17 protein-coding genes are annotated in these 20,596 nt (G+C 62.1%); 6 read left to right on the forward strand and 11 right to left on the reverse strand.

What is annotated here, in order from left to right:
* Positions 1-88 precede the first annotated feature (88 nt).
* From J1G35_RS07585 to J1G35_RS07600, 4 genes are read right to left on the reverse strand one after another with little or no spacing between them, the layout of a single operon-like run.
* Positions 89-952 carry an SMP-30/gluconolactonase/LRE family protein gene (locus J1G35_RS07585; protein ID WP_223014339.1) on the reverse strand — a complete coding sequence of 288 codons (864 nt, stop codon included), beginning with the start codon at positions 950-952 and terminating at the stop codon, positions 89-91.
* A 19-nt stretch (positions 953-971) separates the two neighbouring features.
* A complete protein-coding gene (locus J1G35_RS07590) occupies positions 972-2,552 on the reverse strand; it encodes an aldehyde dehydrogenase (NADP(+)) (RefSeq protein WP_223014341.1) in 1,581 nt (526 codons plus the stop codon).
* A 10-nt stretch (positions 2,553-2,562) separates the two neighbouring features.
* Positions 2,563-3,555: an AraD1 family protein gene (araD1, locus tag J1G35_RS07595; protein WP_065926377.1), complete on the reverse strand. Its 993-nt coding sequence runs from the start codon at positions 3,553-3,555 to the stop codon at positions 2,563-2,565.
* Between the two features lie 15 nt (positions 3,556-3,570).
* Positions 3,571-4,893 carry an MFS transporter gene (locus J1G35_RS07600; protein ID WP_053139479.1) on the reverse strand — a complete coding sequence of 441 codons (1,323 nt, stop codon included), beginning with the start codon at positions 4,891-4,893 and terminating at the stop codon, positions 3,571-3,573.
* A gap of 193 nt (positions 4,894-5,086) precedes the next feature.
* Here J1G35_RS07600 and J1G35_RS07605 point away from each other — a divergent pair, with 193 nt between their 5' ends.
* Positions 5,087-6,823 (forward strand): IlvD/Edd family dehydratase, encoded by a 1,737-nt coding sequence (locus J1G35_RS07605; RefSeq protein WP_223014343.1) that lies wholly within the window; start codon positions 5,087-5,089, stop codon positions 6,821-6,823.
* Between the two features lie 48 nt (positions 6,824-6,871).
* Complete coding sequence (locus J1G35_RS07610; RefSeq protein ID WP_053139481.1) at positions 6,872-7,594, forward strand: FadR/GntR family transcriptional regulator; 723 nt, start codon at positions 6,872-6,874, stop codon at positions 7,592-7,594.
* A 122-nt stretch (positions 7,595-7,716) separates the two neighbouring features.
* Here the strand turns inward: J1G35_RS07610 and J1G35_RS07615 are convergent, their stop codons facing one another.
* Both J1G35_RS07615 and J1G35_RS07620 read right to left on the reverse strand, forming a co-directional pair.
* Positions 7,717-9,843, reverse strand: a complete 2,127-nt coding sequence (locus J1G35_RS07615; RefSeq protein WP_053139482.1) for a TonB-dependent siderophore receptor — start codon at positions 9,841-9,843, stop codon at positions 7,717-7,719.
* A gap of 236 nt (positions 9,844-10,079) precedes the next feature.
* Positions 10,080-11,171, reverse strand: a complete 1,092-nt coding sequence (locus J1G35_RS07620) for an NADH:flavin oxidoreductase/NADH oxidase (RefSeq protein WP_053139484.1) — start codon at positions 11,169-11,171, stop codon at positions 10,080-10,082.
* Between the two features lie 78 nt (positions 11,172-11,249).
* Between J1G35_RS07620 and J1G35_RS07625 the strand changes: the two genes are divergently transcribed.
* Positions 11,250-11,561, forward strand: a complete 312-nt coding sequence (locus J1G35_RS07625) for a helix-turn-helix domain-containing protein (protein ID WP_027603612.1) — start codon at positions 11,250-11,252, stop codon at positions 11,559-11,561.
* A gap of 8 nt (positions 11,562-11,569) precedes the next feature.
* Here the strand turns inward: J1G35_RS07625 and J1G35_RS07630 are convergent, their stop codons facing one another.
* Genes J1G35_RS07630 through J1G35_RS07640 form a run of 3 tightly spaced genes read right to left on the reverse strand, consistent with a single transcriptional unit; the run spans position 11,570 to position 13,934 of the window.
* A complete protein-coding gene (locus tag J1G35_RS07630; RefSeq protein ID WP_223014345.1) occupies positions 11,570-12,028 on the reverse strand; it encodes a metallophosphoesterase family protein in 459 nt (152 codons plus the stop codon).
* Positions 12,025-13,071, reverse strand: a complete 1,047-nt coding sequence (locus J1G35_RS07635) for a GGDEF domain-containing protein (protein WP_223014347.1) — start codon at positions 13,069-13,071, stop codon at positions 12,025-12,027. Before J1G35_RS07635 ends, J1G35_RS07630 begins: the two co-directional genes overlap by 4 nt.
* Positions 13,056-13,934 carry a hypothetical protein gene (locus J1G35_RS07640; protein ID WP_082341056.1) on the reverse strand — a complete coding sequence of 293 codons (879 nt, stop codon included), beginning with the start codon at positions 13,932-13,934 and terminating at the stop codon, positions 13,056-13,058. The genes J1G35_RS07635 and J1G35_RS07640 overlap by 16 nt, the downstream gene beginning before the upstream one ends.
* A gap of 262 nt (positions 13,935-14,196) precedes the next feature.
* Here J1G35_RS07640 and J1G35_RS07645 point away from each other — a divergent pair, with 262 nt between their 5' ends.
* From J1G35_RS07645 to J1G35_RS07655, 3 genes are all read left to right on the forward strand, one after another.
* Complete coding sequence (locus tag J1G35_RS07645) at positions 14,197-15,087, forward strand: bestrophin family ion channel (protein WP_223014348.1); 891 nt, start codon at positions 14,197-14,199, stop codon at positions 15,085-15,087.
* A 144-nt stretch (positions 15,088-15,231) separates the two neighbouring features.
* A complete protein-coding gene (locus J1G35_RS07650; RefSeq protein ID WP_223014350.1) occupies positions 15,232-17,175 on the forward strand; it encodes a methyl-accepting chemotaxis protein in 1,944 nt (647 codons plus the stop codon).
* Positions 17,176-17,269: 94 nt separating this feature from the next.
* Positions 17,270-18,091, forward strand: coding sequence for a DeoR/GlpR family DNA-binding transcription regulator (locus J1G35_RS07655; RefSeq protein ID WP_223014351.1), 822 nt, complete (start codon positions 17,270-17,272; stop codon positions 18,089-18,091).
* A gap of 156 nt (positions 18,092-18,247) precedes the next feature.
* Here J1G35_RS07655 and otnI read toward each other — a convergent pair whose 3' ends face one another.
* Together otnI and J1G35_RS07665 are read right to left on the reverse strand one after the other, a co-directional pair.
* On the reverse strand, positions 18,248-19,033 hold the full coding sequence (gene otnI, locus J1G35_RS07660) for a 2-oxo-tetronate isomerase (RefSeq protein ID WP_223014353.1): 786 nt from the start codon (positions 19,031-19,033) through the stop codon (positions 18,248-18,250).
* A gap of 15 nt (positions 19,034-19,048) precedes the next feature.
* Positions 19,049-20,509: an SLC13 family permease gene (locus J1G35_RS07665; protein WP_223014355.1), complete on the reverse strand. Its 1,461-nt coding sequence runs from the start codon at positions 20,507-20,509 to the stop codon at positions 19,049-19,051.
* Between the last annotated feature and the right edge of the window lie 87 nt (positions 20,510-20,596).

Raw genomic sequence — 20,596 nt, forward strand, 5'->3', positions numbered from 1 at the left:
GCCTGAGCGCGCCGCGTGCATTCAGGATGTACGCGTCATCGTTAACGTTTTTCGCGAGCAAGCTCGCTCCTACAGTGAAGCGGTGCAGCTAACCGGCAAAGCGATGGCAAGGCATGCCGGGGACATCGACTTCGATGGCCAGCACCGCGCCGTCCAGAGGGTGATCCAATGGACTGGCAGCGCTGGTGATATACAAAGTGGTGAGGTTGGGGCCACCGAATACGCAACTGGTGGGGCGACTCACGGGCAACTCGATAATGCGGTCCACCTCCCCCTCGGGCGTCAGGCGCAGCAGGCAACTGCCGTCCCAACGGGCGTTCCAGATGTAGCCCTCACTGTCCATGGCTGAGCCATCCGGCCCGCCGCGTGCGTGCGGTCCGAACCATAGCGTTGCCGGCTCAAGTTGGCCGTCGGCTTGGATCGTATGCTGGTAGAGCGTGGCGTCCAGGCTGTCACCGAAATGCACCTGCCTGCCGTCCTCGCTCCACAGCAAGGTGTTGGGAATGCCCAGGCCGTGGAGCAACGGCGTGACCTGTGCATCCGCATCGATGCGAAACAGGCCGCCGGAGCGCCGCGTGATCGGCAAGTCTTCGCCGTGTTCGCCGATGTTGTTCTGCATGGTGCCCAGCCACAGGCGGCCCTGGGCGTCGCAGCGCGCTTCATTGCCACGGTTGCCCGGTTGCGGGTCGGCCACGCACAGCAGGGTCAGGGCTTCGGTGACCAGGTCCAGGCGGTAGACACCGCTGCTCAAGGTCACCAGCGCATCACCGCTTTCACACGGGATAAACGCCGAAACGTGCTCGGGCAACTGCCAGATCTGCAACTGCCCGCCCATCAGGCGCAGTGCCTGTTTGCCGGCGATATTGACCCAGTACAGCGCCTGGGTCGGCACGTCCCAGAACGGGCCTTCCCCCAGTTGCGCACGGTGCTCAGTGACAGCGGTACACGACATGACGCCTCCTGATGAGTGTTTACAGCGAATCGCGCGATGGCGTGCCATCCACCAGACGCTGGATGCGCAACGGGTTGGCGTTTTTCAACGCGTCGGGCAGCAGGCTGTCAGGGTAGTTCTGGAAGCACACCGGGCGCAGGAAACGGTCGATGGCCAAGGTGCCGACCGAGGTGCCACGGGCATCCGACGTCGCCGGATACGGACCGCCATGCACCATCGAATCGCAGACTTCGACGCCGGTCGGGTAGCCGTTGAGCAGGATGCGCCCGACTTTCTGTTCCAGCAGCGGCGTGAGTTCGGCGAACTGTTGAAAGTCTGCCGGTTCGCCAATGATCGTCGCCGTGAGCTGGCCGTGCAGGCCATGCAAGGCGGCGCTGAGTTGGGCTTGATCAGCCACTTCGACAAACACCGTGGTAGGGCCGAAGACTTCTTCCTGCAGCACTTCATCGCCATCGATCAGCAAGCGCACATCGGCCTTGAACAGCTGCGGTTGCGCCTGATTGCCCGCCTGGGTGCTACCGGCCACATGCTGAATGCCAGGATGCGCCAGGAGTTTTTCCAGGCCTTTGCCGTAGCTGCTCAGGGTGCCGGCATTGAGCATGGTTTGCGCCGGTTGCTCACCGATCAGTTGGGCGACCTGTTGGGTAAACGCAGTGAACTGCGGCGAGGCGATACCGATCACCAGGCCAGGGTTGGTGCAGAACTGGCCGCAGCCTTGCACCACCGACGCGGTCAGATCCCGAGCGACCGCTTCCGCCCGCGCTTGCAAGGCTTGGGGCAGCACGATCACCGGGTTGATGCTCGACATCTCGGCAAACACCGGGATCGGCTGCGGGCGCGCCGCGGCCATATCGCACAAGGCGCGACCGCCCTTGAGCGAGCCGGTAAAGCCCACCGCCTGGATCGCCGGGTGCTTGACCAGCGCCTCACCGACGCCGCCGCCGAAGATCATGTTGAACACGCCCACCGGCATTTCCGTGAGCTCGGCCGCGCGAATGATCGCATCAGCGACACACTCGGCCGTGGCCATATGCCCGCTGTGGGCCTTGAACACCACCGGGCAACCGGCCGCCAGCGCCGCTGCGGTATCGCCGCCGGCGGTGGAAAACGCCAGGGGGAAGTTGCTCGCGCCAAACACGGCGACCGGGCCCAGGCCGATGCGGTATTGGCGCAGGTCCGGGCGTGGCAGCGGCTGGCGATCGGGTAACGCCTTGTCGATGCGTGCGCCGTAGAAATCACCGCGACGCAGCACCGTGGCGAACAGGCGCATCTGGCCACTGGTACGCCCACGCTCGCCTTTGATACGGGCGGCGGGCAGCGCGGTTTCGCGGCAGACCAACTCGATGAAGTTATCGCTCAGGCCATCCAGTTCGTCGGCTATCGCGTCCAGGAACTGCGCACGGCGCGCGGCACTCAACGCACGGTACGCCGGATACGCCGCGGCGGCGGCCTTGGCGGCGGCATCCACCTCTTCCGGCGTGGCCTGGTAGAAATCCTGCGGCAAGGTTTCGCCCGTGCTGGCATCGACGCTGTGCAGCTTGATGCTGCCGCTGGCGCTGCGCTGGCCGCCGATGTAGTTGTGGCCGAGGAACTGGGTCATGTTGATCTCCTTAAAGGGGGGTGACTTGGCCGGGTTCAAATGCCGCATCGCTGCTGCCGACGCCATTGACCAACGGCGCGCCGAACTCGGCCTGGCTGATCTCGAACACATCGCCCGGTTGGGTACGTATACCATCGGCGAATGACAGCGTGGCGGTGCCGAAGAAGTGAATGTGCACATCGCCCGGCTTGAGGAACTGGCGGTATTTGAAGTGGTGGTACTCGAGGTTTTCCAGGCTGTGGCACATATTGGCCTCGCCACTGAGGAATTCGTTCCGCCAGATTTCCTCGCCGTTACGCAGGATGCGGCTGGTGCCGGCCAGGTGCTGGGGCAACTCGCCCACGCGCAGTTCGGGGCCGTAGCTGCAACTGCGCAGCTTGGAATGGGCCAGGTACAGGTAGTTCTTGCGCTCCATGATGTGGTCGGAGAACTCGTTGCCCACTGCAAAACCCAGGCGATAGGGCTTGCTGTCCGGACCGATCACATACAGGCCGCCGATTTCCGGTTCTTCACCGGCGTCTTCGGCAAACGGTGGCACCGGGAAGGCTTCGCCTGGGCGCACGACGATGCTGCCGTCGCCCTTGTAGAACCATTCCGGTTGCACACCGGCCTGGCCGGCAGCGGGCTTGCCACCCTCCACGCCCCATTTGAAGATGCGCATGGTGTCGGTCAAGGCGCTCTCATCGCCGGCCTGCTGGTGCATTTTGTCCCGCGCCGAGGCGCTGCCCAGGTGGGTCAGGCCGGTGCCGCTGATGAGCATATGGGCCGGGTCCGGGTGATCCAACGGCGGCAAAATCTTCAGGTCGGCCAGCAGTGCGGCGTAGTCATGGCTGTCGCCCAGGCCCAGGCTCTCGACCTGCTGCTGCAACTTGACGCCCGCCTCGATGGCGGCCAGCGCCAGTTCGCGCACGCTGCGCGCGGTACGCACTTCGCGCACTGTGGCGCCTTCTACAACGCCGACCCGGCGTTCACCGTTGCTTGACTCGAACTGAACTAAACGCATGAAACTTCTCCCAGATTAAGTACGTGTGGCGCCACGGGCGCTGGCGGCGAATTGATCGGCGGGCAGTACGTGCTTGCGCTCCAGCAGGCGGTAGACCACGCCGGTCAAGACCAGCCCGAACACCATGACCCCGGACAGGAAGTACAAGCCCGAGGCGAGGTTGCCGGTGTATTCCTTGAGCGCACCGATCACGAACGGACCGATATAGCCGCCGAGGTTGCCCACCGAGTTGATCAAGGCAATGCCCGCCGCCGCACTGGCGCCGGCAAAGAAGCGCCCCGGCAAGGTCCAGAACACTGCGGTGCAGGAAAACATCGCAAACGCCGCCAGGCACAGCGCGGCCATTTGCAGCACCGGCACACTCAGCCAGGCGCTGAAGAACAGGCCGATGGCGCCCAGCACATACAGCACGGCCAGGTGGCCGTAGCGATCATTCAAGCGGTCGGAACTGCGCGGGATGATCAGCAGGCCGATGATGCCGAAGATGTACGGCACGGCGGAGATAAAGCCGGTGACCAGGTCGGTGCCGCCAAACTGTTTGATCAGGGTCGGCAGCCACAGGCCCAGGCCATAGATGCTCAGGGTCACCGGCAGGTAGAACAGCGCCAGCAGCAGCACACGTTTGTCCTTGAGGGCATGCAGCGGGTTGCCGTGGCGGGTCTGGCCGTAAGCTTGCAGGTCCTTGGCCAATTCATCGGTGAGCCAGGTTTTTTCCGCGTCGCTCATCCATTTGACCTGCTTGGGGCCATCCGGCAGGTAGCGCAGCACCGGCCAGGTGAGCAGGATCGCCGGGGTGCCGATCACGATGAACAGCCACTGCCAGCCATGCAGGCCGAGGATGCCGTCCATGCCCAGCAGGCCGCCGGACACAGGGCCGGTGATCATCATCGCAATCGGTTGGGAGAGGATGAACAGCCCGAGGATCTTGCCGCGATGGCGCACAGGGAACCATTGGGTGATGTAGTACAGGACGCCGGGAAAGAATCCGGCTTCGGCCGCGCCGAGCAGGAAGCGCATCACATAGAAGCTGTGCGGCCCTTGCACGAAGGCCATGCCGATGGTGATCGCGCCCCAGGTGATCATGATCCGCGCGAACCAACGCCGTGCGCCAAAGCGGTCGAGCATCAGGTTGCTGGGGATCTCGAAGAGGAAGTAGCCGATAAAGAACAACCCCGCGCCCAGGCCATAGGCCGCATCGCCGATACCGACGTCGGCGCCCATGTGCAACTTGGCAAAGCCCACGGCGGAGCGGTCCACGTAGGCGATCAGGTACAGCAGGATCAGGAAGGGAATCAGTTTCAGCGTAATGCGCCGAATAAGCCGCAGTTCCTGGCTCATGGGGGTCGATCTCCGATTGTTGTTCTTATAGAAGCTCGGGGGACGCCTCTCGCGAAAATCCGCCAGGGTCATACCTCAGTTAAGCCAGACTATATAGTAGGACTATTTGCAAAACAACTCTTCCAAAGCATCGATTTTGCGCTTATGTTTAAGCACGCATAGAACATATAGTCATACAATAAGAGAATCGATCATGTCTGATAAAAAGCCCGGCCTACGCTCCGCCCAGTGGTTTGGTACCGCCGACAAAAACGGCTTTATGTACCGCAGCTGGATGAAGAATCAGGGCATTGCCGACCATCAGTTCCATGGCAAGCCGATCATCGGTATCTGCAATACCTGGTCGGAGCTGACCCCGTGCAACGCGCATTTCCGCCAGATCGCTGAGCACGTCAAACGTGGCGTGATCGAGGCCGGTGGCTTCCCGGTGGAATTCCCGGTGTTCTCCAACGGCGAATCCAACCTGCGCCCCACCGCCATGCTCACCCGCAACCTGGCGAGCATGGACGTGGAGGAAGCGATTCGCGGCAACCCGATTGACGGTGTGGTGCTGCTGACCGGCTGCGACAAAACCACCCCGGCCCTGCTGATGGGCGCCGCCAGTTGCGACGTGCCGGCCATCGTGGTCACCGGTGGGCCGATGCTCAACGGCAAGCACAAGGGCCAGGACATCGGCTCGGGCACCGTGGTGTGGCAGCTCAGTGAACAGGTTAAGGCCGGCACCATTACCCTGGATGACTTCCTCGCGGCCGAAGGCGGCATGTCGCGTTCGGCGGGCACCTGCAACACCATGGGCACCGCATCGACCATGGCGTGCATGGCCGAGGCACTGGGCACTTCCCTGCCCCACAACGCAGCGATCCCGGCGGTGGATGCACGGCGTTATGTATTGGCCCATATGTCCGGCATGCGTGCGGTCGAGATGGTGCGCGAAGACTTGAAGCTGTCGAAGATCCTCACCAAGGAGGCGTTTGAAAACGCCATCCGCGTGAACGCCGCCATCGGTGGCTCGACCAACGCCGTGATCCACTTGAAAGCCATCGCCGGGCGCATCGGCGTCGAGCTTGACCTGGACGACTGGACCCGCATGGGTCGCGGCATGCCGACCATCGTCGACCTGCAACCGTCCGGGCGCTTCCTGATGGAAGAGTTCTACTACGCCGGTGGCCTGCCCGCCGTGCTGCGTCGCCTCGGCGAAGCCAACCTGATCCCGCACCCGAACGCCTTGACCGTCAACGGCAAGACCCTGGGCGAGAACACCAAGGACTCGCCGATCTACGGCCAGGACGAAGTGATCCGCACCCTCGACAACCCGATCCGCGCCGACGGTGGCATCTGCGTGCTGCGCGGCAACCTGGCGCCACTCGGTGCGGTGCTCAAGCCGTCGGCCGCCAGTGCCGAGCTGATGCAGCATCGCGGCCGTGCGGTGGTGTTCGAGAACTTCGACATGTACAAGGCGCGCATCAACGACCCGGAACTGGACGTGGACGCCAACTCGATCCTGGTCATGAAAAACTGCGGGCCCAAGGGTTACCCGGGCATGGCCGAAGTCGGCAACATGGGCTTGCCGGCCAAACTGCTGGCCCAGGGCGTGACCGATATGGTGCGGATCTCCGATGCGCGCATGAGCGGCACCGCCTACGGCACCGTGGTCTTGCACGTGGCGCCGGAAGCTGCTGCCGGTGGACCGTTGGCCACGGTGAAGGAAGGTGACTGGATCGAACTCGACTGCGCCAACGGTCGCCTGCACCTGGACATCCCCGACGCAGAGCTGGCGGCGCGCATGGCCGACCTCAAACCGCCGCAGAACCTGATCGTCGGCGGCTACCGCCAGCTGTACATCGACCATGTGCTGCAGGCCGACCAGGGTTGCGACTTTGACTTCCTGGTGGGTTGCCGTGGGGCTGAAGTCCCCCGGCATTCCCACTAATTGGGATGCTATGATGCCGCGAATTTAAGTCAGAGCATCCCTGTCGTTATGGATCACCAGCCGCCCAAGCCGCGCAAGAGCATGCATGCCCAGATCGTTCAGGACTTGGGCATGCACATCGTTTCAGGTCGCTTCAAGCCCGAAGAACGGTTACCCATGGAGGCCACGCTCTGCGAGGAGTACAAGGTCAGTCGTTCGGTGTTGCGCGAGGCGACCCGGGTGCTCAGCGCCAAGGGCCTGGTGTATTCCAAACCGCGGGTGGGTGCGGTGGTGCGGCCGCGCCTGAAATGGCACCTGCTCGACCCGGACGTGTTGTCCTGGTTGATGCAGTCCACGCCCCACAGTGAATTCTTCAATACCCTGGCCGGTGTGCGGCGCATCCTCGAGCCAGAGATCGCCGCCATGGCCGCGACCACCGCCACCGATGAAGACATCGCCACCATCGAAAAAGCCTACCTGGGCATGGAAACCGCGCAGACCCACGAACAGCTGTTGCAGGCCGACCTGGACTTCCACCGCGCCATTGCCGACGCCACCCGCAACGACCTGCTCGCCTATATGTGCAACATGCTGTCGTTGCCGCTGCGCGAGTCGATCAACATCACCAACCGCCGCCCGGACATCCAGGGCCTGAGCCTGCCCCGGCACAAGGCGATCCTCACCGCGATAAAAAACCGCGACGCCCTTGGCGCGCGGCATGCTTCGCTGGTGCAGCTGGATGACACGCGGGTGGCGTTGGATACGGTGATGAATGTGCTCACGCCGTTGTAATGTAAACGCAATCAAATGTGGGAGGGGGCTTGCCCCGATGACGGTGGATCAGTCACAGCAACATCGACTGGTCTACCGCTATCGGGAGCAAGCCCCCTCCCACATTGAAGCTGTGCAGGCTGTTAGAGGGTGTAGGCGATGCCGACCTGCACTGTGCGCGGTTCGCCTGGGTAGGCGTATACGTTGCCAAACGCACCTTCTTCATAGTCGCGATTGAACAGGTTCTTCACATCCAGGTTCAGCCGCACCTTGTCGTTGACCTTGTAGTAGCTGAGCAGGTCGACCACGGTGTAGGCGTCCATCGAGAAGGCGTTGTTGGAGGTCTGCCCGGCCCGCTCATCCACATACTTGCCACCCGCGCCCAGGCCCAGGCCCTTGAGGGCGCCGTCCTGGAATTCGTAGACGTTGAGCAGGCTGAAGCTGTTGCGCGGGATGTTCAGCAAACGCGTGCCGGTGCGCAGGGTGTTGTCCTTGGTCACTTCGGCGTCCACGTAGGCATAGCCGCCGATCACACGCCACTCGGGGGTGATATTGCCCGCCACGTTCAAGTCGAAACCACGGCTGCGCACCTGGCCGGCAGCGACACTGAAGGTTGAGTCGAGAGGGTCGGTGGTGAGCACGTTTTTCTTCTCGATCTGGTAGATCGCGGCGTCGACGCTGAGTTGACGGTCCAGAGCTTCCCACTTGATGCCCATCTCGTAGGATTTGCCTTTCTCCGGTTCAAAACCACCGCCCTGGCGACTGGCGCCGGTGTTGGGCTTGAACGAACGCGCGGCGTCGGCGTAGACCGCGACGGTGTCGGTAAGGTCATAGATCACGCCGACGCGTGGGGTGACGGCGTTGTCGCTGGCTTCCCAGCTTTTACCGCCCGGCACGTAGGTGTGGTAGTCGTGTTCAAAGCGCTCGAAGCGTGCGCCGGCAAGGACTTTCAAACGCTCGGTGAGGGCCACCTGGTCTTGCACAAAGGCGGCGTAAGTCTTGAGGTTTTCCTTGTCGTGGGTCGGCGTGCGTGTGAGGTTCGGGCGCGCCTGGCCGTAGACCGGGTTGAAGATGTCGATGGTGTAGGCCCCCACCGCGCCACTGGAGCGCTGGATGATCGACTTATAGTCGTAGTCTTCGAACTCGACGCCGGTGAGCAAGGTGTGATCGAAACCGCCGGTGGAGAAATGCCCGGTGAGGTTGAGCTGAGTGTCTTTATCGGTCCACTCCAGCTTGCGGTAGTTGAAGTTCCGGCCCAGTGTGCGCCCATCGGCGGCCAGGCCGTTGGCTTCAATGGCGTTGCCTTGCAGGGTGCCGTCGAGCCATTGGAAACCGCCGCCCAGGGTCCAGTTGTCATTGAGCAGGTGCTCGAAACGCAGCTGCGCCATGCTGTTGTCGTTGTGCAGTTTGCCGACGTCTTTTTCACCCCAGAAGGTGTCGCGCGAGGCGGTGCCTTTTTGATTGGGGTAGCGCGTCAGGCCACGGTCCAGCGGGTGGTTGTTGCGCATGAAATCGCCTTCGAAGATCACCTTGGTGTCATCGCTGGCCTGCCAGGTGATCACCGGCGTCACGCCGTAGCGTTCGGTTTCGACGTGATCACGGAACGTGTCACCGCCCTCGCCCACCACGTTCAGGCGATAGGCCAGGCGACCTTGTTCGTCCAGCGGGCCGGAGGCGTCGAGGGTGGCGCGCTGCATGCCTTGGTCATCCAGTTGGCTGCCGAGGGTCACGGTCGGCTCGGCCAGCGGTTGCTTGGAGACCACGTTGAAAGTGCCGCCGGGATCGCCACGGCCATACAGCATGGTCGCCGGACCGCGCAGTACTTCGAGGCGTTCGATGGTGTTGGCGTCCGGCATGTTCGGGTAGCCGCGGTTGATCGGGAAACCGTTGCGGTAGAACTCGCCGGTGGTGAAGCCACGTACGGTGAAGGTGGTGAGCCCCTGCCCGCCGAAGTTGTTGGCGCGGCCCACGCCGCCGGCGTAGTCCAGTGCGTCCTGCAAGCGGGTGGCGCCGATGTCTTCGACCACATCCTTGGACACGACGCTGATGGACTGCGGGGTTTCATGAATCGAGGTGTCGGTGCGCGTCGCACTCGCGGAACGTGTGGCGTGGTAGCCCTTGACCGGCCCTTGAGCTGTCTCGTAGTCCGCCTCGCCTGTGACATTGGTGGCCTGCAGCTCAAGACTGGCCTTGTCGGCAGGGACAACCTCTGCCCAGGTGAAAGGGGAAAACGCCTGAAGCACACAGAGGGAAATCAAGGTACGACGCATGGATGTTCAACCTAGTGAATGAGCCAGAAGGGGCGGCAAACCTGCCAAAAAACGCGGGAATGGTATACCAAGTCATTCGCGTTTGACATCTGTTCTCATTCACTATTTTTCAGGTAACCGCTTTGTATCGATATGCAGGAAATTGGACGCGAGGCAAATGTGGGAGGGGGTAAGTCGAATCGTCGCACCGCCCCTCCCACATTTGGATTTTTATATAACTTTAGAAATGGATCCGCTCAGCGATAGCGTTCCAACCAATGGGCGTAAGGCGCCGGCAAGGTCCAGGAGGATTTCTCCACGCCCAGTTCCTTGGCCGCAAAGTACGCCCAATGCGGGTCAGCCAGGTGCGCACGACCGACCGAGACCAGGTCCAGGTGCCCAGACTGCAACGCACCTTCTGCCAGTTGCGGCGTGCCAAAGCCCCAGGCCGAGGTCACCGGGATGCCCGCTTCGCGGCGCACGCGCTCGGCGATCGGGCCCATGAAGGCCGGGCCCCACGGGATATTGGTGTCGGGGATGGTAAAACCGACGCTGACGCTCAGCAGGTCAAGGCCGCCAGCTTTGAAGTTGCGGGCCAGTTCGATGGATTCGGTGAGGGTCTGCTCGTCACGGCCGTCGTATTCGATCACGCCAAAACGCGCGGTCAGCGGCAGGTTCTCTGGCCAGACTTCGCGCACGGCGGCCAGGGTTTCCAGGAGGAAACGGCTGCGGTTGTCGAAGCTGCCACCGTAGGCGTCGGTGCGCTGGTTGGAATGCTCGGAGAAGAAGCTCTGGCCCAGGTAGCCATGGGCGAAGTGCAGTTCGATCCACTCGAAACCGGCGTCACGGGCACGGCGGGCGGCGTCGACGAAGTCCTGCTTGACCCGAGCGATGTCATCCAGGGTCATCGCGCGTGGGACTTGCGGCAGGTTGGCACCAAAGGCGATGGCCGACGGCGCGATGGTTTCCCAGCTGCGCGCATCGGAGGCAGGCATATGGTCGTCCCCTTCCCATGGGCGGTTGGCGCTGGCTTTGCGACCGGCGTGGCCGATCTGGATGCCTGGCACCGAGCCGGCGGCCTTGATGGCCTTGACCATGGGCACGAACGCCTGGGCGTGGGCGTCGCTCCAGATACCGGCGCAACCTGGGGTGATACGCCCCTCGGGCGCTACAGCGGTGGCCTCGACCACCAGCAAACCGGCGCCGCCACGGGCCATGCTGGCCAGGTGCACGAGGTGCCAGTCGTTGACGATGCCGTCATCGGCCATGTATTGGCACATTGGCGGGATGGCGATGCGATTGCGCAGGGTGACGTCTTTGAGTTTGAACGGTTCGAACAGAGCGGACATTGAGAACTCCGGGAGCGAGTGGTTGATTCGATAGTTCGATGGTAATCGAACTATGGTATTCGATGATAGCCCCCTGTTATGATTCGTTTCATGCGAGCCTTTAAACATCCCACCCCGGAAGACCTGACCCTCGAGCGCCTGTTGTACGCGCTGAGTGATCCGGTGCGCCTGGAGATTGTCCGCTGCCTGGCCGGCGTGCCCGAGGCCAGTTGCGGCGAACTGGACGGCGGGCGTCCCAAGTCCAGCATGTCCCACCACTTCCGGGTCCTGCGCGATGCCGGCCTGGTACACACCCGAAGTGTGGGCACCACCCATATGAATTCACTGCGCGGCGAGGTGCTTGAGGAACGGTTTCCGGGATTGTTGCAGAGCATCCTGACGCAACGATAAAAACCGGATCAGTCCAGCAGCGCGACCAGCCGCGACTCGATCGTCAGCTCCTGCACCTCCAGCACCGCCAACGTCACCGGCAACTTGAAGCGCCGCCGCCCTGCACTGCCGGGGTTCACATACAGCGTTGCGCCCCGCCATTCGATCAGGGGCTTGTGCGAATGGCCGGTGATCACCAGCCGCGTAGACGTGTCGAGTAAGGCGGGTACGTCGGCGATGTCATGCACCACCAACGTCCGCCATCCGCCCACATCCAGCATCAGATGGTCGGGCACCTGCTCCGCCCACGCCGCGTCCTGGTCATTGTTGCCACGCACCACGTGCAGGGGCGCGATCTGTGCCAATTGCTGAAGAATCTCAGGGCTGCCGATATCGCCGGCATGGATGATCTGCTCGCATCCCTGCAAGGCCGCCACCGCTTCAGGCCGCAGCAGGCCATGGGTATCGGAAATCACGCCAACTTTCATAAGGCCTCCGGGGTGGACATCGAACGGTGAAACACCGGCGCGCCATCCAAATACACGCGGTCCTTGCCGTTGCCCTTGGCGGCGTAGAGGTTGCGGTCGGCACGTTTGAGGACCGCCGACATATCGTCCCCAGCCGTAAAACGCGTCATGCCCGCACTGCAGGTGTAGTGATGGGGCGGTGCGACACTGTAGCGAATCCCATGCAACAGCCGCAGCGCAAAATCGCTGGCGACATCAGGGTCATTGCCCACCAGCAGCACGCCAAATTCCTCACCGCCAATCCTGCCGAAACTGTGGCTGCCGGGGGTGGATTTCAGGCACGCGGCCATCGCGCAGAGAATCCTGTCACCGACGTCATGGCCGAATTGGTCATTCTTCAACTTGAAACTGTCGATATCCAACATCATGAAGTAACCGGTATCACCGGCCTCAATCAGTTTGGCGAAACTCTCCATAAAGGCTCGCCGGTTCAGGATGGAGGTCAAATAATCCGTCTCGGCCAATTCCCGAAACTCACTCTCGACCAGTAACACGGAGCGCAGGTTTTTCAGGTAATAGACATTCAAGATAAAGCCGATCGCCACCGACGCGGCGCAAAAGATAAACACGTAGCTGTCGACGCCTTCATAGAGGCTCAGTTGAATGCTGGGCCACGTCAGCAACCAGACCACAGCGGCGCAGAACAGAAAATCCTGGACCACGATAAACAGGATTGCGCTGCTCATCACCAAGGTCACGGCCAGCGGCAAGGCGAACACCTGCAACGCGGGGCGGGTGTGAACCACATAGGCAAAACCTGCGGTCAGCAGCACCATGTAGGCCACGCCCAGCGCCCGCCACAGCACATACTGAGTCACCACCCGGTGGACCCCATACACCGCGCACAGACCCATCGTGACCAGCGCGACCGGCCACCCGAACATCTCTGCGCGATCAACCAGCAACACCGCCAGCCAGGCGAAAATCCCGATCAGTTCGGCCTGGGCAATGGCGGGCGACAACAGCCTTTGCATCCGTGGCCTGAGTTTCACATTAGCCGGCATCCCGTCACTCCCTGTGCATGAGTGGCCGCTTTGTTATCGACATGACTCAGTTGAAGACTGTGTAGGCAGGTCGCAAACGAATAAGCCATGAACCGCCTTACCAACACGATAAAAGGTGGCAGGACTTCAAGCAGTGTCTTGGAATGAACCTTGAAATAGCCCCGGTCGGCCCCCTCTTGCACCAGACGAATAACGTGGGTCTTGGACACCGAGAGTTGCTCAGCGATGGAAAGGTACGACGAAGACCTGAAACTTGCCCCTTGATTATCCAGCGCACACGCATCGTTATAGATCGCCAGCATCAACATATGCCCGGCATCGCGCTTTACCAGCCAATAACAGTCGGGCATCAACAGGTCAATGGTCACGTTATGGCTCAGAAGGACCGAAAACCCTTTGAAATAACGTGCCAGATAGGCGCGATCATCCAACCCGTTCATTGAGCCGCACACCGCGGTTTCCGGGCACATCACGCCCAGCGGCTCGACCACCGACGTGAGCATCTGCCTGACCTCCTCGCAGGCTTGGGATGACGGGCTGAATACCCGCAAACGGCTGTCATCCGCATGCCTCGACACCGTCATGAACCCCAGCGCTCGGAACAGCAGGAAGATCGACTCCAGGCTGTTTCTGGAACAGAACCCACGCGCCATACAAAACTCTTTCACCTCGGACAGCAATGGCACCGGTTTGGAGAAATACGTGCTCAATAACGTAAAGGACACCATCAAGCGACTGAACTTGAGTGCGGTCTTGTAGAAAAAGGGTCTTTTTGAATAGCACTCCAGCAAGATCGAATAATGGGTACGAATACACGCTTCAAAATCCACATGGCGCTCGAACGCCCGCGCCGACTGTTCCATCGCCAACTTCAACGAACCACTGCACATGAGAAAGAGCCCTGATCAAACAACTTGGATTCACTGATCTCAATTGCAGCACCGATAATGGCGTTTTGCCTTGGGCGCAATCTATCGTGATTAGCGCAGGGGACACCGTCGCTACCAAAATTGTTCCAAAAAGACCCCGATGGCTTAACCGTTTCAGTCGCCGCAGCGAACCTTCCCCGCAAGCCGACGTCCGAGCTAAGGCACTGTTGCCTACCGCTCGCCGCGAGGTTGTCGTTTGAAAGCCGCCATCATCAAAAAGTACCGCCTGATCATCAAGACCATGGGCTATGTGGGCTGGTCGCTGTTCTGGCTGTTGCTGTGGGACGTCGCCGTCACCGTGGACTTCATGCTGTTCCTCACCGCCAAGATCAACTTGCCGCTGATGCCCCTTACCCTGCTGGGCTCGGCACTGATCGTGCTCATCAGCTTTCGCAACAGCAGCGCCTATAACCGCTGGTGGGAGGCGCGTACCCTGTGGGGCGCGATGGTCAATAACTCGCGCAGTTTTGCCCGGCAGGTATTGACCTTGCTGGACGATCCGGACGGCGAAGTGAACCCGGTCAAGTCCACCCTGCTGCGCCGTCACGTGGCGTACGTGAATTGCCTGGCCGCCCATCTCAAGGGTGAGCCGTGCCCGGAAGAGGTGCGTGCGTTTATCCCGGCCGAGGAATTCGCCCGCAACGGCGCCACCAACAACTTTGCCAATGACATCCTCACCGGCTCGGCGGCGTTGCTGGCCAGGGAATATAAAGCCGGCCACCTGGACAGCATTCGCCTGGCACGGCTGGAGTCGACCCTGGTGGATTTGTCCAATGCCCAGGGCGGCATGGAGCGGATCGCCAACACGCCACTGCCCTACCCCTACGTGTATTTCCCGCGCCTGTTTATCTCGCTGTTCTGCCTGATCGTGCCCGTGGGCCTGGTGGAATCCCTGGGTTGGTTCACCCCGCTGGCATCCACCGTGGTGGGCTTTATGCTGCTGGCCATCGAACGCATCGGCACCGACCTGCAGAGCCCGTTCCGCTCCAGCGAACACCAGATCCAGATGGAAACCATCTGCGAAACCATCGAGAAAAACCTGCAATCGATGCAGCGTGATGCGCTGGGTGGCGAACGTATCGGTTAAACACTCCCTTGGGCCTCAAGTGCGTGCTCCCGCAGTCGATATACAGGGAGTACGCATGGGCCACACCCCCTCAAAACAACACATGCGACGCTCGACACCACTGTTTTCTCCTTGCCAAAAATATAAATACCCGCGGGTGAAGTCATGAATATCAAGCAAAAGCTGACCTGGGCGTTTGCCGCCATTGCGTGCGTCCCGGTTATTTTGGTCGCTGTGTTGGTTGTACTGAATCTGCGCGAGGGGGCCCTGGCCAATTTCCTCGACAGCAGCGGCCGCGAGATCCGCCAGATCGACAACGGCATGAAGCAGTTTTTCGATGGCATCAGCCAGAACGTCGACTTCGTGGCCAAGGACCCGCGCGTTGTCGCGGCCAAGGACCTCAAGAGCTACGCCGGCGCTGACGCCGCGCAAATCCCCCTGACCCAGACCAACAAAGACCTGCTGGCGATTTTCGACCAGTTCGCCAAGAGCCACCCAAGCACCGCCTACTTGTCTTTGGGCCTCGCCGACGGCGGTTATGCCAGCTGGCCTGACGACACCAAACTGAACAACTACGACCCACGCGTACGCCCCTGGTACAAAGCCGCCATCGCCGCGCCAGGCGCCACCGTGCGCACCGGCGCCTATTACTGGGCACCGGACGACGTGGTCCTGATCGGCACCGTGCACACCGTCGCCGACGCCACCGGCAACATCCTTGGCGTGGTCGGCCTGGACGTGTCGCTCAAGCAGCTCACCGAGCTGGTGCGCAACATCAAGCTGGGCGACAGCGGCTACCTGATGCTGGTGGAAGCCAACGGCAACGTGTTGGTGGACCCCAGCGACGCCAAGCACAACTTCAAGCCGATGGCCGACCTGGGCCCCAACTACGCCGAACTGGCCAAGCGCGGCGACGGCGTGACCCAGATCGACATCAACGGCGTGGCCTACATGGCCAACGTGGTCAGCTCCAAGGATTTGGGCTGGCGCTTTATCGGCCTGATCAAACGCGATGAAGTCATGGCCGGCGCCACCAGCCTCACCTGGTTGATCGCCGCGATTGCCGCCGCCCTGGCCGTGGTGTTCGCGATTGTCGGCGCCAGCTTTGCCAGCATGATCGTGCGCCCGATTCGCGGGGTGGCCGACGGCCTGCAAGAAATTGCTGAAGGCGAAGGCGACCTGACGCGCCAACTCAAAGTGCAAGGCAAGGACGAAACCGCCAGCCTGGCAGGCTGGTTCAACCAGTTCCTGAGCATGATCGCGCAATTGGTGCAACGCATCGGTAACGCCTCTTCCGACCTGCAGACCGCCGCCGCCGACACCAGCGAAGTCGCCAATAACATGAACCAGGCCGCCGGCCGCCAGCGCGAAGCCGTGGAGCTGGTGAGCACCGCGTTCAACGAAATGGTGGCCACCGCCAACGAAGTCGCGCGCTCCTGCAGCGCCGCCGCCGCAAGTGCCGACGAAGGCTACCGCGACGTGCACAATGGCCAGCAGCATATCGGCGAAGCCACCGGCAGCGTGCTCAAGCTCAGCGAAGACCTGCAAAAGTCGACCCAGACCATGCAGTTACTGGAGCAGGACAGCCAGAACATCAACACCATCCTCGACACCATCCGTTCGATCGCCGAACAGACCAACCTGCTGGCACTCAACGCGGCGATTGAAGCCGCCCGCGCCGGTGATCAGGGCCGAGGTTTTGCCGTGGTCGCCGACGAAGTCCGCGCCCTGGCGCGCCGCACTGCCGACTCCACCGGCGAAATCGACAGCCTGCTGGGCAACCTCGCCCGCCGCACCCAGGAAGTCACCCTGCAGATGCAAGGCAGCCTGCAGGTGTCCCACACCAGCGTGGAACGCATCCAGCAGGCCCGCGACAGCTTCGACAAGATCCAAGGCTCGGTGGACTCGATCCGCGACCAGAACACCCAGATCGCCACCGCCGCCGAAGAACAGCACCAGGTGGCCGAGGAGATCAACCGCCACATCGCGCAGATCCATGCCGATGCGCAACTGGTCGAAGGCTTTGCCCACTCGGCGCAGACCGGATCAGGTCGGTTGACGGATATTTCCGGTCAGCTCAAGGGGTTGGTGGGGCGGTTCAAGTTCTGACGGGCAATGGGCTGGGATCGCCTGCAGGGAGCAGGCGAACGCCGCGTGTATTCGCTACTATGTGCCCCAGCCCCCAGACCGACCCGGAGCCTCAATGCCCACCCCCAAGGACACTGCCGCCGACAGCAGTACCCCGATGATTCCCGAGCAGCGTCGCGAACAAATCCTGCGGCAATTGCGCAAGCATCAGGTGATGAGCGTGCACCAGTTGATGGAGATGTTCGACTGCTCGCACATGACCGTGCGCCGCGATATTGCATTGCTGGAGCAGGAAGGCCGGGCGTACTCCGTCACCGGTGGGGTCAGGATCGCCAGCCAGTTGCACAGCGAGCCCAGTCATCAATCCAAAGCCGTGGTGGAGTTGCCGCAAAAGCAGGCCATGGCGCGACTGGCGGCGCGGTTGCTGCACGCGGACATGACGGTGTACCTGGATGCCGGCACCAGCACCCTGGAGATCGTCCCGTATATCAAGGCGCTGTCGGGGATGACCGTGGTCACCAACGACTTCGGGATCGTGCAGGCCCTGATGGATGCGACGCAGGTCACGGTGATCCACACCGGCGGCCAACTGGACCATGACAACCACTCTTCCGTCGGCGGGCTGGCCGTGGCGACCTTGCGCCAGGTGGTCACGGACATCGCCTTTGTGTCCACCAGCTCCTGGGATCTGCACCGAGGCATCACCACCCCCTCGGCGCTGAAAGTCGAGGTCAAGCAAGTGGCAATGCAATCGGCATCCCAGGTCGTTCTGGTCGCGAGCAGTTCCAAATACGGCACCTTCAGCATGTACCGCATCGCCGGGCTGGAACCGTTCGACGTGATCATCAGCGACGACGCCCTGGCCCCGGCAGCGGCAGATAGCATCCGCAAGCGCGGGATTGAATTGATGCTGCCGGGTGATCCGTTGCCGGCGTGAGCCCTTCCTTTGTGAGAGAGGTCGAGCTTTAGCGAGGCTTCGATGGCGGCGGCATGGCTGGTAGAGGTGTTGGCTGACACACCGCTATCGGGGGCAAGTCGAATCGTCGCACCGCCCCTCCCACATTTGAACCGAACCGACACAGAGGCTCGTCGACTACCGAGCCGCTTTCCAGTCCCGCAACCATTGCAGGCCAGCCGAGGTGTCGCCCTTTGGCCGGTATTCGCAGCCGACCCAGCCGTCGTAGCCCAACTGGTCCATCAGTTCGAACAGGAAGCCGTAGTTCAGCTCGCCCAGGTCAGGCTCGTGACGGTCCGGTACCCCGGCAATCTGGATATGGCCAATGCCATCGATATCGCGGCGCAGCTTGGTGGCCAAGTCACCTTCGACGATCTGGCAGTGGTAGCAGTCAAACTGCACCTTGAGGTTGCGCGCGCCGACCTCCCGGCAGATGGCGTGGGCCTGGTCCTGGCGGTTGAGGAAAAACCCCGGCATGTCGCGGGTGTTGATCGGTTCCAGCAAGACCGTGACGCCGACCTTGGCCGCCGCTGCGCTGGCGTAGGCGAGATTTTCCAGGTACACGGCCTGATGGCGCTGGCGCAGGCTTTCCGAGGGCAGCAAGCCGGCCATGACGTGCACGCGGTCGTTGCCGAGCACGGCGGCGTATTCCAGGGCCCGGTCGAAGCCACTGCGAAACTCCGCCTCACGCCCCGGCAGCGTGGCGATGCCGCGCTCCCCCGCCGCCCAATCGCCCGGTGGTGCATTGAACAGGGCCTGGACCAGGCCGTTGTCACTCAGGCGTTGCTTGAGTGCCTCGGCGCTGTAGTCGTAGGGGAACAGGTATTCCACCGCGTCAAAACCATCGGCCTTCGCAGCCGCGAAGCGCTCGAGAAAATCATGTTGCGGGTACAGCATGCTCAGGTTGGCAGCAAAACGAGGCATAAAAGCTCCCAAGAGTCAGACAAAAGGCCAGATCAGCAGGGTAATCAAGAAACCCAAGGTGCCGAGCAAGGTGGTGATCACCGTCCATGTGCGCAGACCGTCTGCCACGTTGAGCCCGGCGAGCTTGGTGAAGATCCAGTAGCCGGCGTCGTTAATATGCGACATCGCCAGCCCGCCACCGCCCATGGCCAGGCACAGCAGCGCCAGGTGGTTGGGCGTTAGGTTGAGGGTCACGATCAGCGGGCTGATGATCCCCGCCGTGGTCACCAGGGCCACGGTGGTCGAACCCTGCACCGCACGCAGCAACATGGTCAGCAAAAAGCCCAGGGCCAGCACCGGCAGGCCGGTGGTGCGCAGCATGTCGGAGACTACCGCGCCGATGCCGGTGTCCACCAGCACCTTGCCGAACACGCCACCGGCGCCGGCGATCAGGATCACCATCGCCACGCCCGGCAACGCCGAGCCGATCACGTCGGAGACCTGGCTGCGGCTCCAGCCACGGCGCGAGCCGAGCAGCCAGGCACACAGCAAGGTGTCGATCAGCAGCGCCACCAGTGGCGCGCCGAGTACGGTCATCACCCCGCGCAGGGTCGAATCGACCGGCAGCAGAGAAGTGGCCAGGGTACCCAGTAAAATCAGCACAATCGGCAGCAGGATCAGGCTGACAATCAGGCCAAAACCGGGTGCAGGCGCCGCCGGCAGCTTGGCGGCGATGGCGCTGGTGGACTCTTCCAGGCCCATATGGGACTCGGCCACAGCGCTCTGTTGCACCGCCTGGTGATTGCCGTTGGTCCAGGCCCGCAGGTCTTCATTGGTCACGTGAGGGCCATAGACTTCGGCGCGGATGTCATCGGTCATCGGATAGAAGTGTCGGGTCATGCGCCCCGCCACGCGGTAACCGATGTAGCACAGCAACGCGGTGATTGGCAGGCCGAACATCAGCACCCGGCCCAGGTCGGCACCCAGTTGGCTGGCGGCGGCCACGGCACCCGGATGGGGCGGCAGGAAGGCATGCACGGTGAGCAGCGCCGCACACATCGGCAACGCGAACACCAGCAGCGGCTTGCGCGCCCGGCGTGCCACGCCATACGCCAACGGCATCAGGATGATCACCCCGACTTCAAAGAACACCGGCACGCCGATGATGAACCCGGCGATGGTCAGCGCCAGCGGCGTACGGCTGTTGCCAAACCGCTCGATCAGCGACTTGGCCAAGGCTTCGGCACCGCCGGACAGCTCAATGATCCGCCCGATCATCGCACCCAGGGCAATGATGATCGCGATATGGCCAAGAGTCTTGCCCATGCCGCCTTCGATGGTCGCCACCAGATCAGCCGGTTTTACCCCGGCCACCAGCGCCACCACGATACTCACCAGCATCAGCGCAACAAACGGCTGGAATTTGTACTTGAGGACCAGAAACAGCAGCAGCGCGATACCCGCGCCAGCGGTCAACATCAAAATCAATGGGCTCATTCAAGAATGTCCTGTTGTTATTGTTTTTTTAGGCAAGCCGGGTCCGTCGAGCGTCAAACCAGACGCTCGGGCAGCACTTGCCGTGTC

Origin of the sequence: Pseudomonas sp. SH10-3B (assembly GCF_019891415.1) — a bacterium.
Taxonomy (GTDB): Bacteria; Pseudomonadota; Gammaproteobacteria; order Pseudomonadales; family Pseudomonadaceae; genus Aquipseudomonas.

What these genes read in the sequence shown, in the direction of transcription:
- J1G35_RS07585 (WP_223014339.1), bottom strand. Translation starts at nt 952, where the DNA reads ATGTCGTGTACCGCTGTCACTGAGCACCGTGCGCAACTGGGGGAAGGC.
- J1G35_RS07590 (WP_223014341.1), bottom strand. Translation starts at nt 2,552, where the DNA reads ATGACCCAGTTCCTCGGCCACAACTACATCGGCGGCCAGCGCAGCGCC.
- araD1 (WP_065926377.1), bottom strand. Translation starts at nt 3,555, where the DNA reads ATGCGTTTAGTTCAGTTCGAGTCAAGCAACGGTGAACGCCGGGTCGGC.
- J1G35_RS07600 (WP_053139479.1), bottom strand. Translation starts at nt 4,893, where the DNA reads ATGAGCCAGGAACTGCGGCTTATTCGGCGCATTACGCTGAAACTGATT.
- J1G35_RS07605 (WP_223014343.1), top strand. Translation starts at nt 5,087, where the DNA reads ATGTCTGATAAAAAGCCCGGCCTACGCTCCGCCCAGTGGTTTGGTACC.
- J1G35_RS07610 (WP_053139481.1), top strand. Translation starts at nt 6,872, where the DNA reads ATGGATCACCAGCCGCCCAAGCCGCGCAAGAGCATGCATGCCCAGATC.
- J1G35_RS07615 (WP_053139482.1), bottom strand. Translation starts at nt 9,843, where the DNA reads ATGCGTCGTACCTTGATTTCCCTCTGTGTGCTTCAGGCGTTTTCCCCT.
- J1G35_RS07620 (WP_053139484.1), bottom strand. Translation starts at nt 11,171, where the DNA reads ATGTCCGCTCTGTTCGAACCGTTCAAACTCAAAGACGTCACCCTGCGC.
- J1G35_RS07625 (WP_027603612.1), top strand. Translation starts at nt 11,250, where the DNA reads ATGATTCGTTTCATGCGAGCCTTTAAACATCCCACCCCGGAAGACCTG.
- J1G35_RS07630 (WP_223014345.1), bottom strand. Translation starts at nt 12,028, where the DNA reads ATGAAAGTTGGCGTGATTTCCGATACCCATGGCCTGCTGCGGCCTGAA.
- J1G35_RS07635 (WP_223014347.1), bottom strand. Translation starts at nt 13,071, where the DNA reads ATGCCGGCTAATGTGAAACTCAGGCCACGGATGCAAAGGCTGTTGTCG.
- J1G35_RS07640 (WP_082341056.1), bottom strand. Translation starts at nt 13,934, where the DNA reads ATGGAACAGTCGGCGCGGGCGTTCGAGCGCCATGTGGATTTTGAAGCG.
- J1G35_RS07650 (WP_223014350.1), top strand. Translation starts at nt 15,232, where the DNA reads ATGAATATCAAGCAAAAGCTGACCTGGGCGTTTGCCGCCATTGCGTGC.
- J1G35_RS07655 (WP_223014351.1), top strand. Translation starts at nt 17,270, where the DNA reads ATGCCCACCCCCAAGGACACTGCCGCCGACAGCAGTACCCCGATGATT.
- otnI (WP_223014353.1), bottom strand. Translation starts at nt 19,033, where the DNA reads ATGCCTCGTTTTGCTGCCAACCTGAGCATGCTGTACCCGCAACATGAT.
- J1G35_RS07665 (WP_223014355.1), bottom strand. Translation starts at nt 20,509, where the DNA reads ATGAGCCCATTGATTTTGATGTTGACCGCTGGCGCGGGTATCGCGCTG.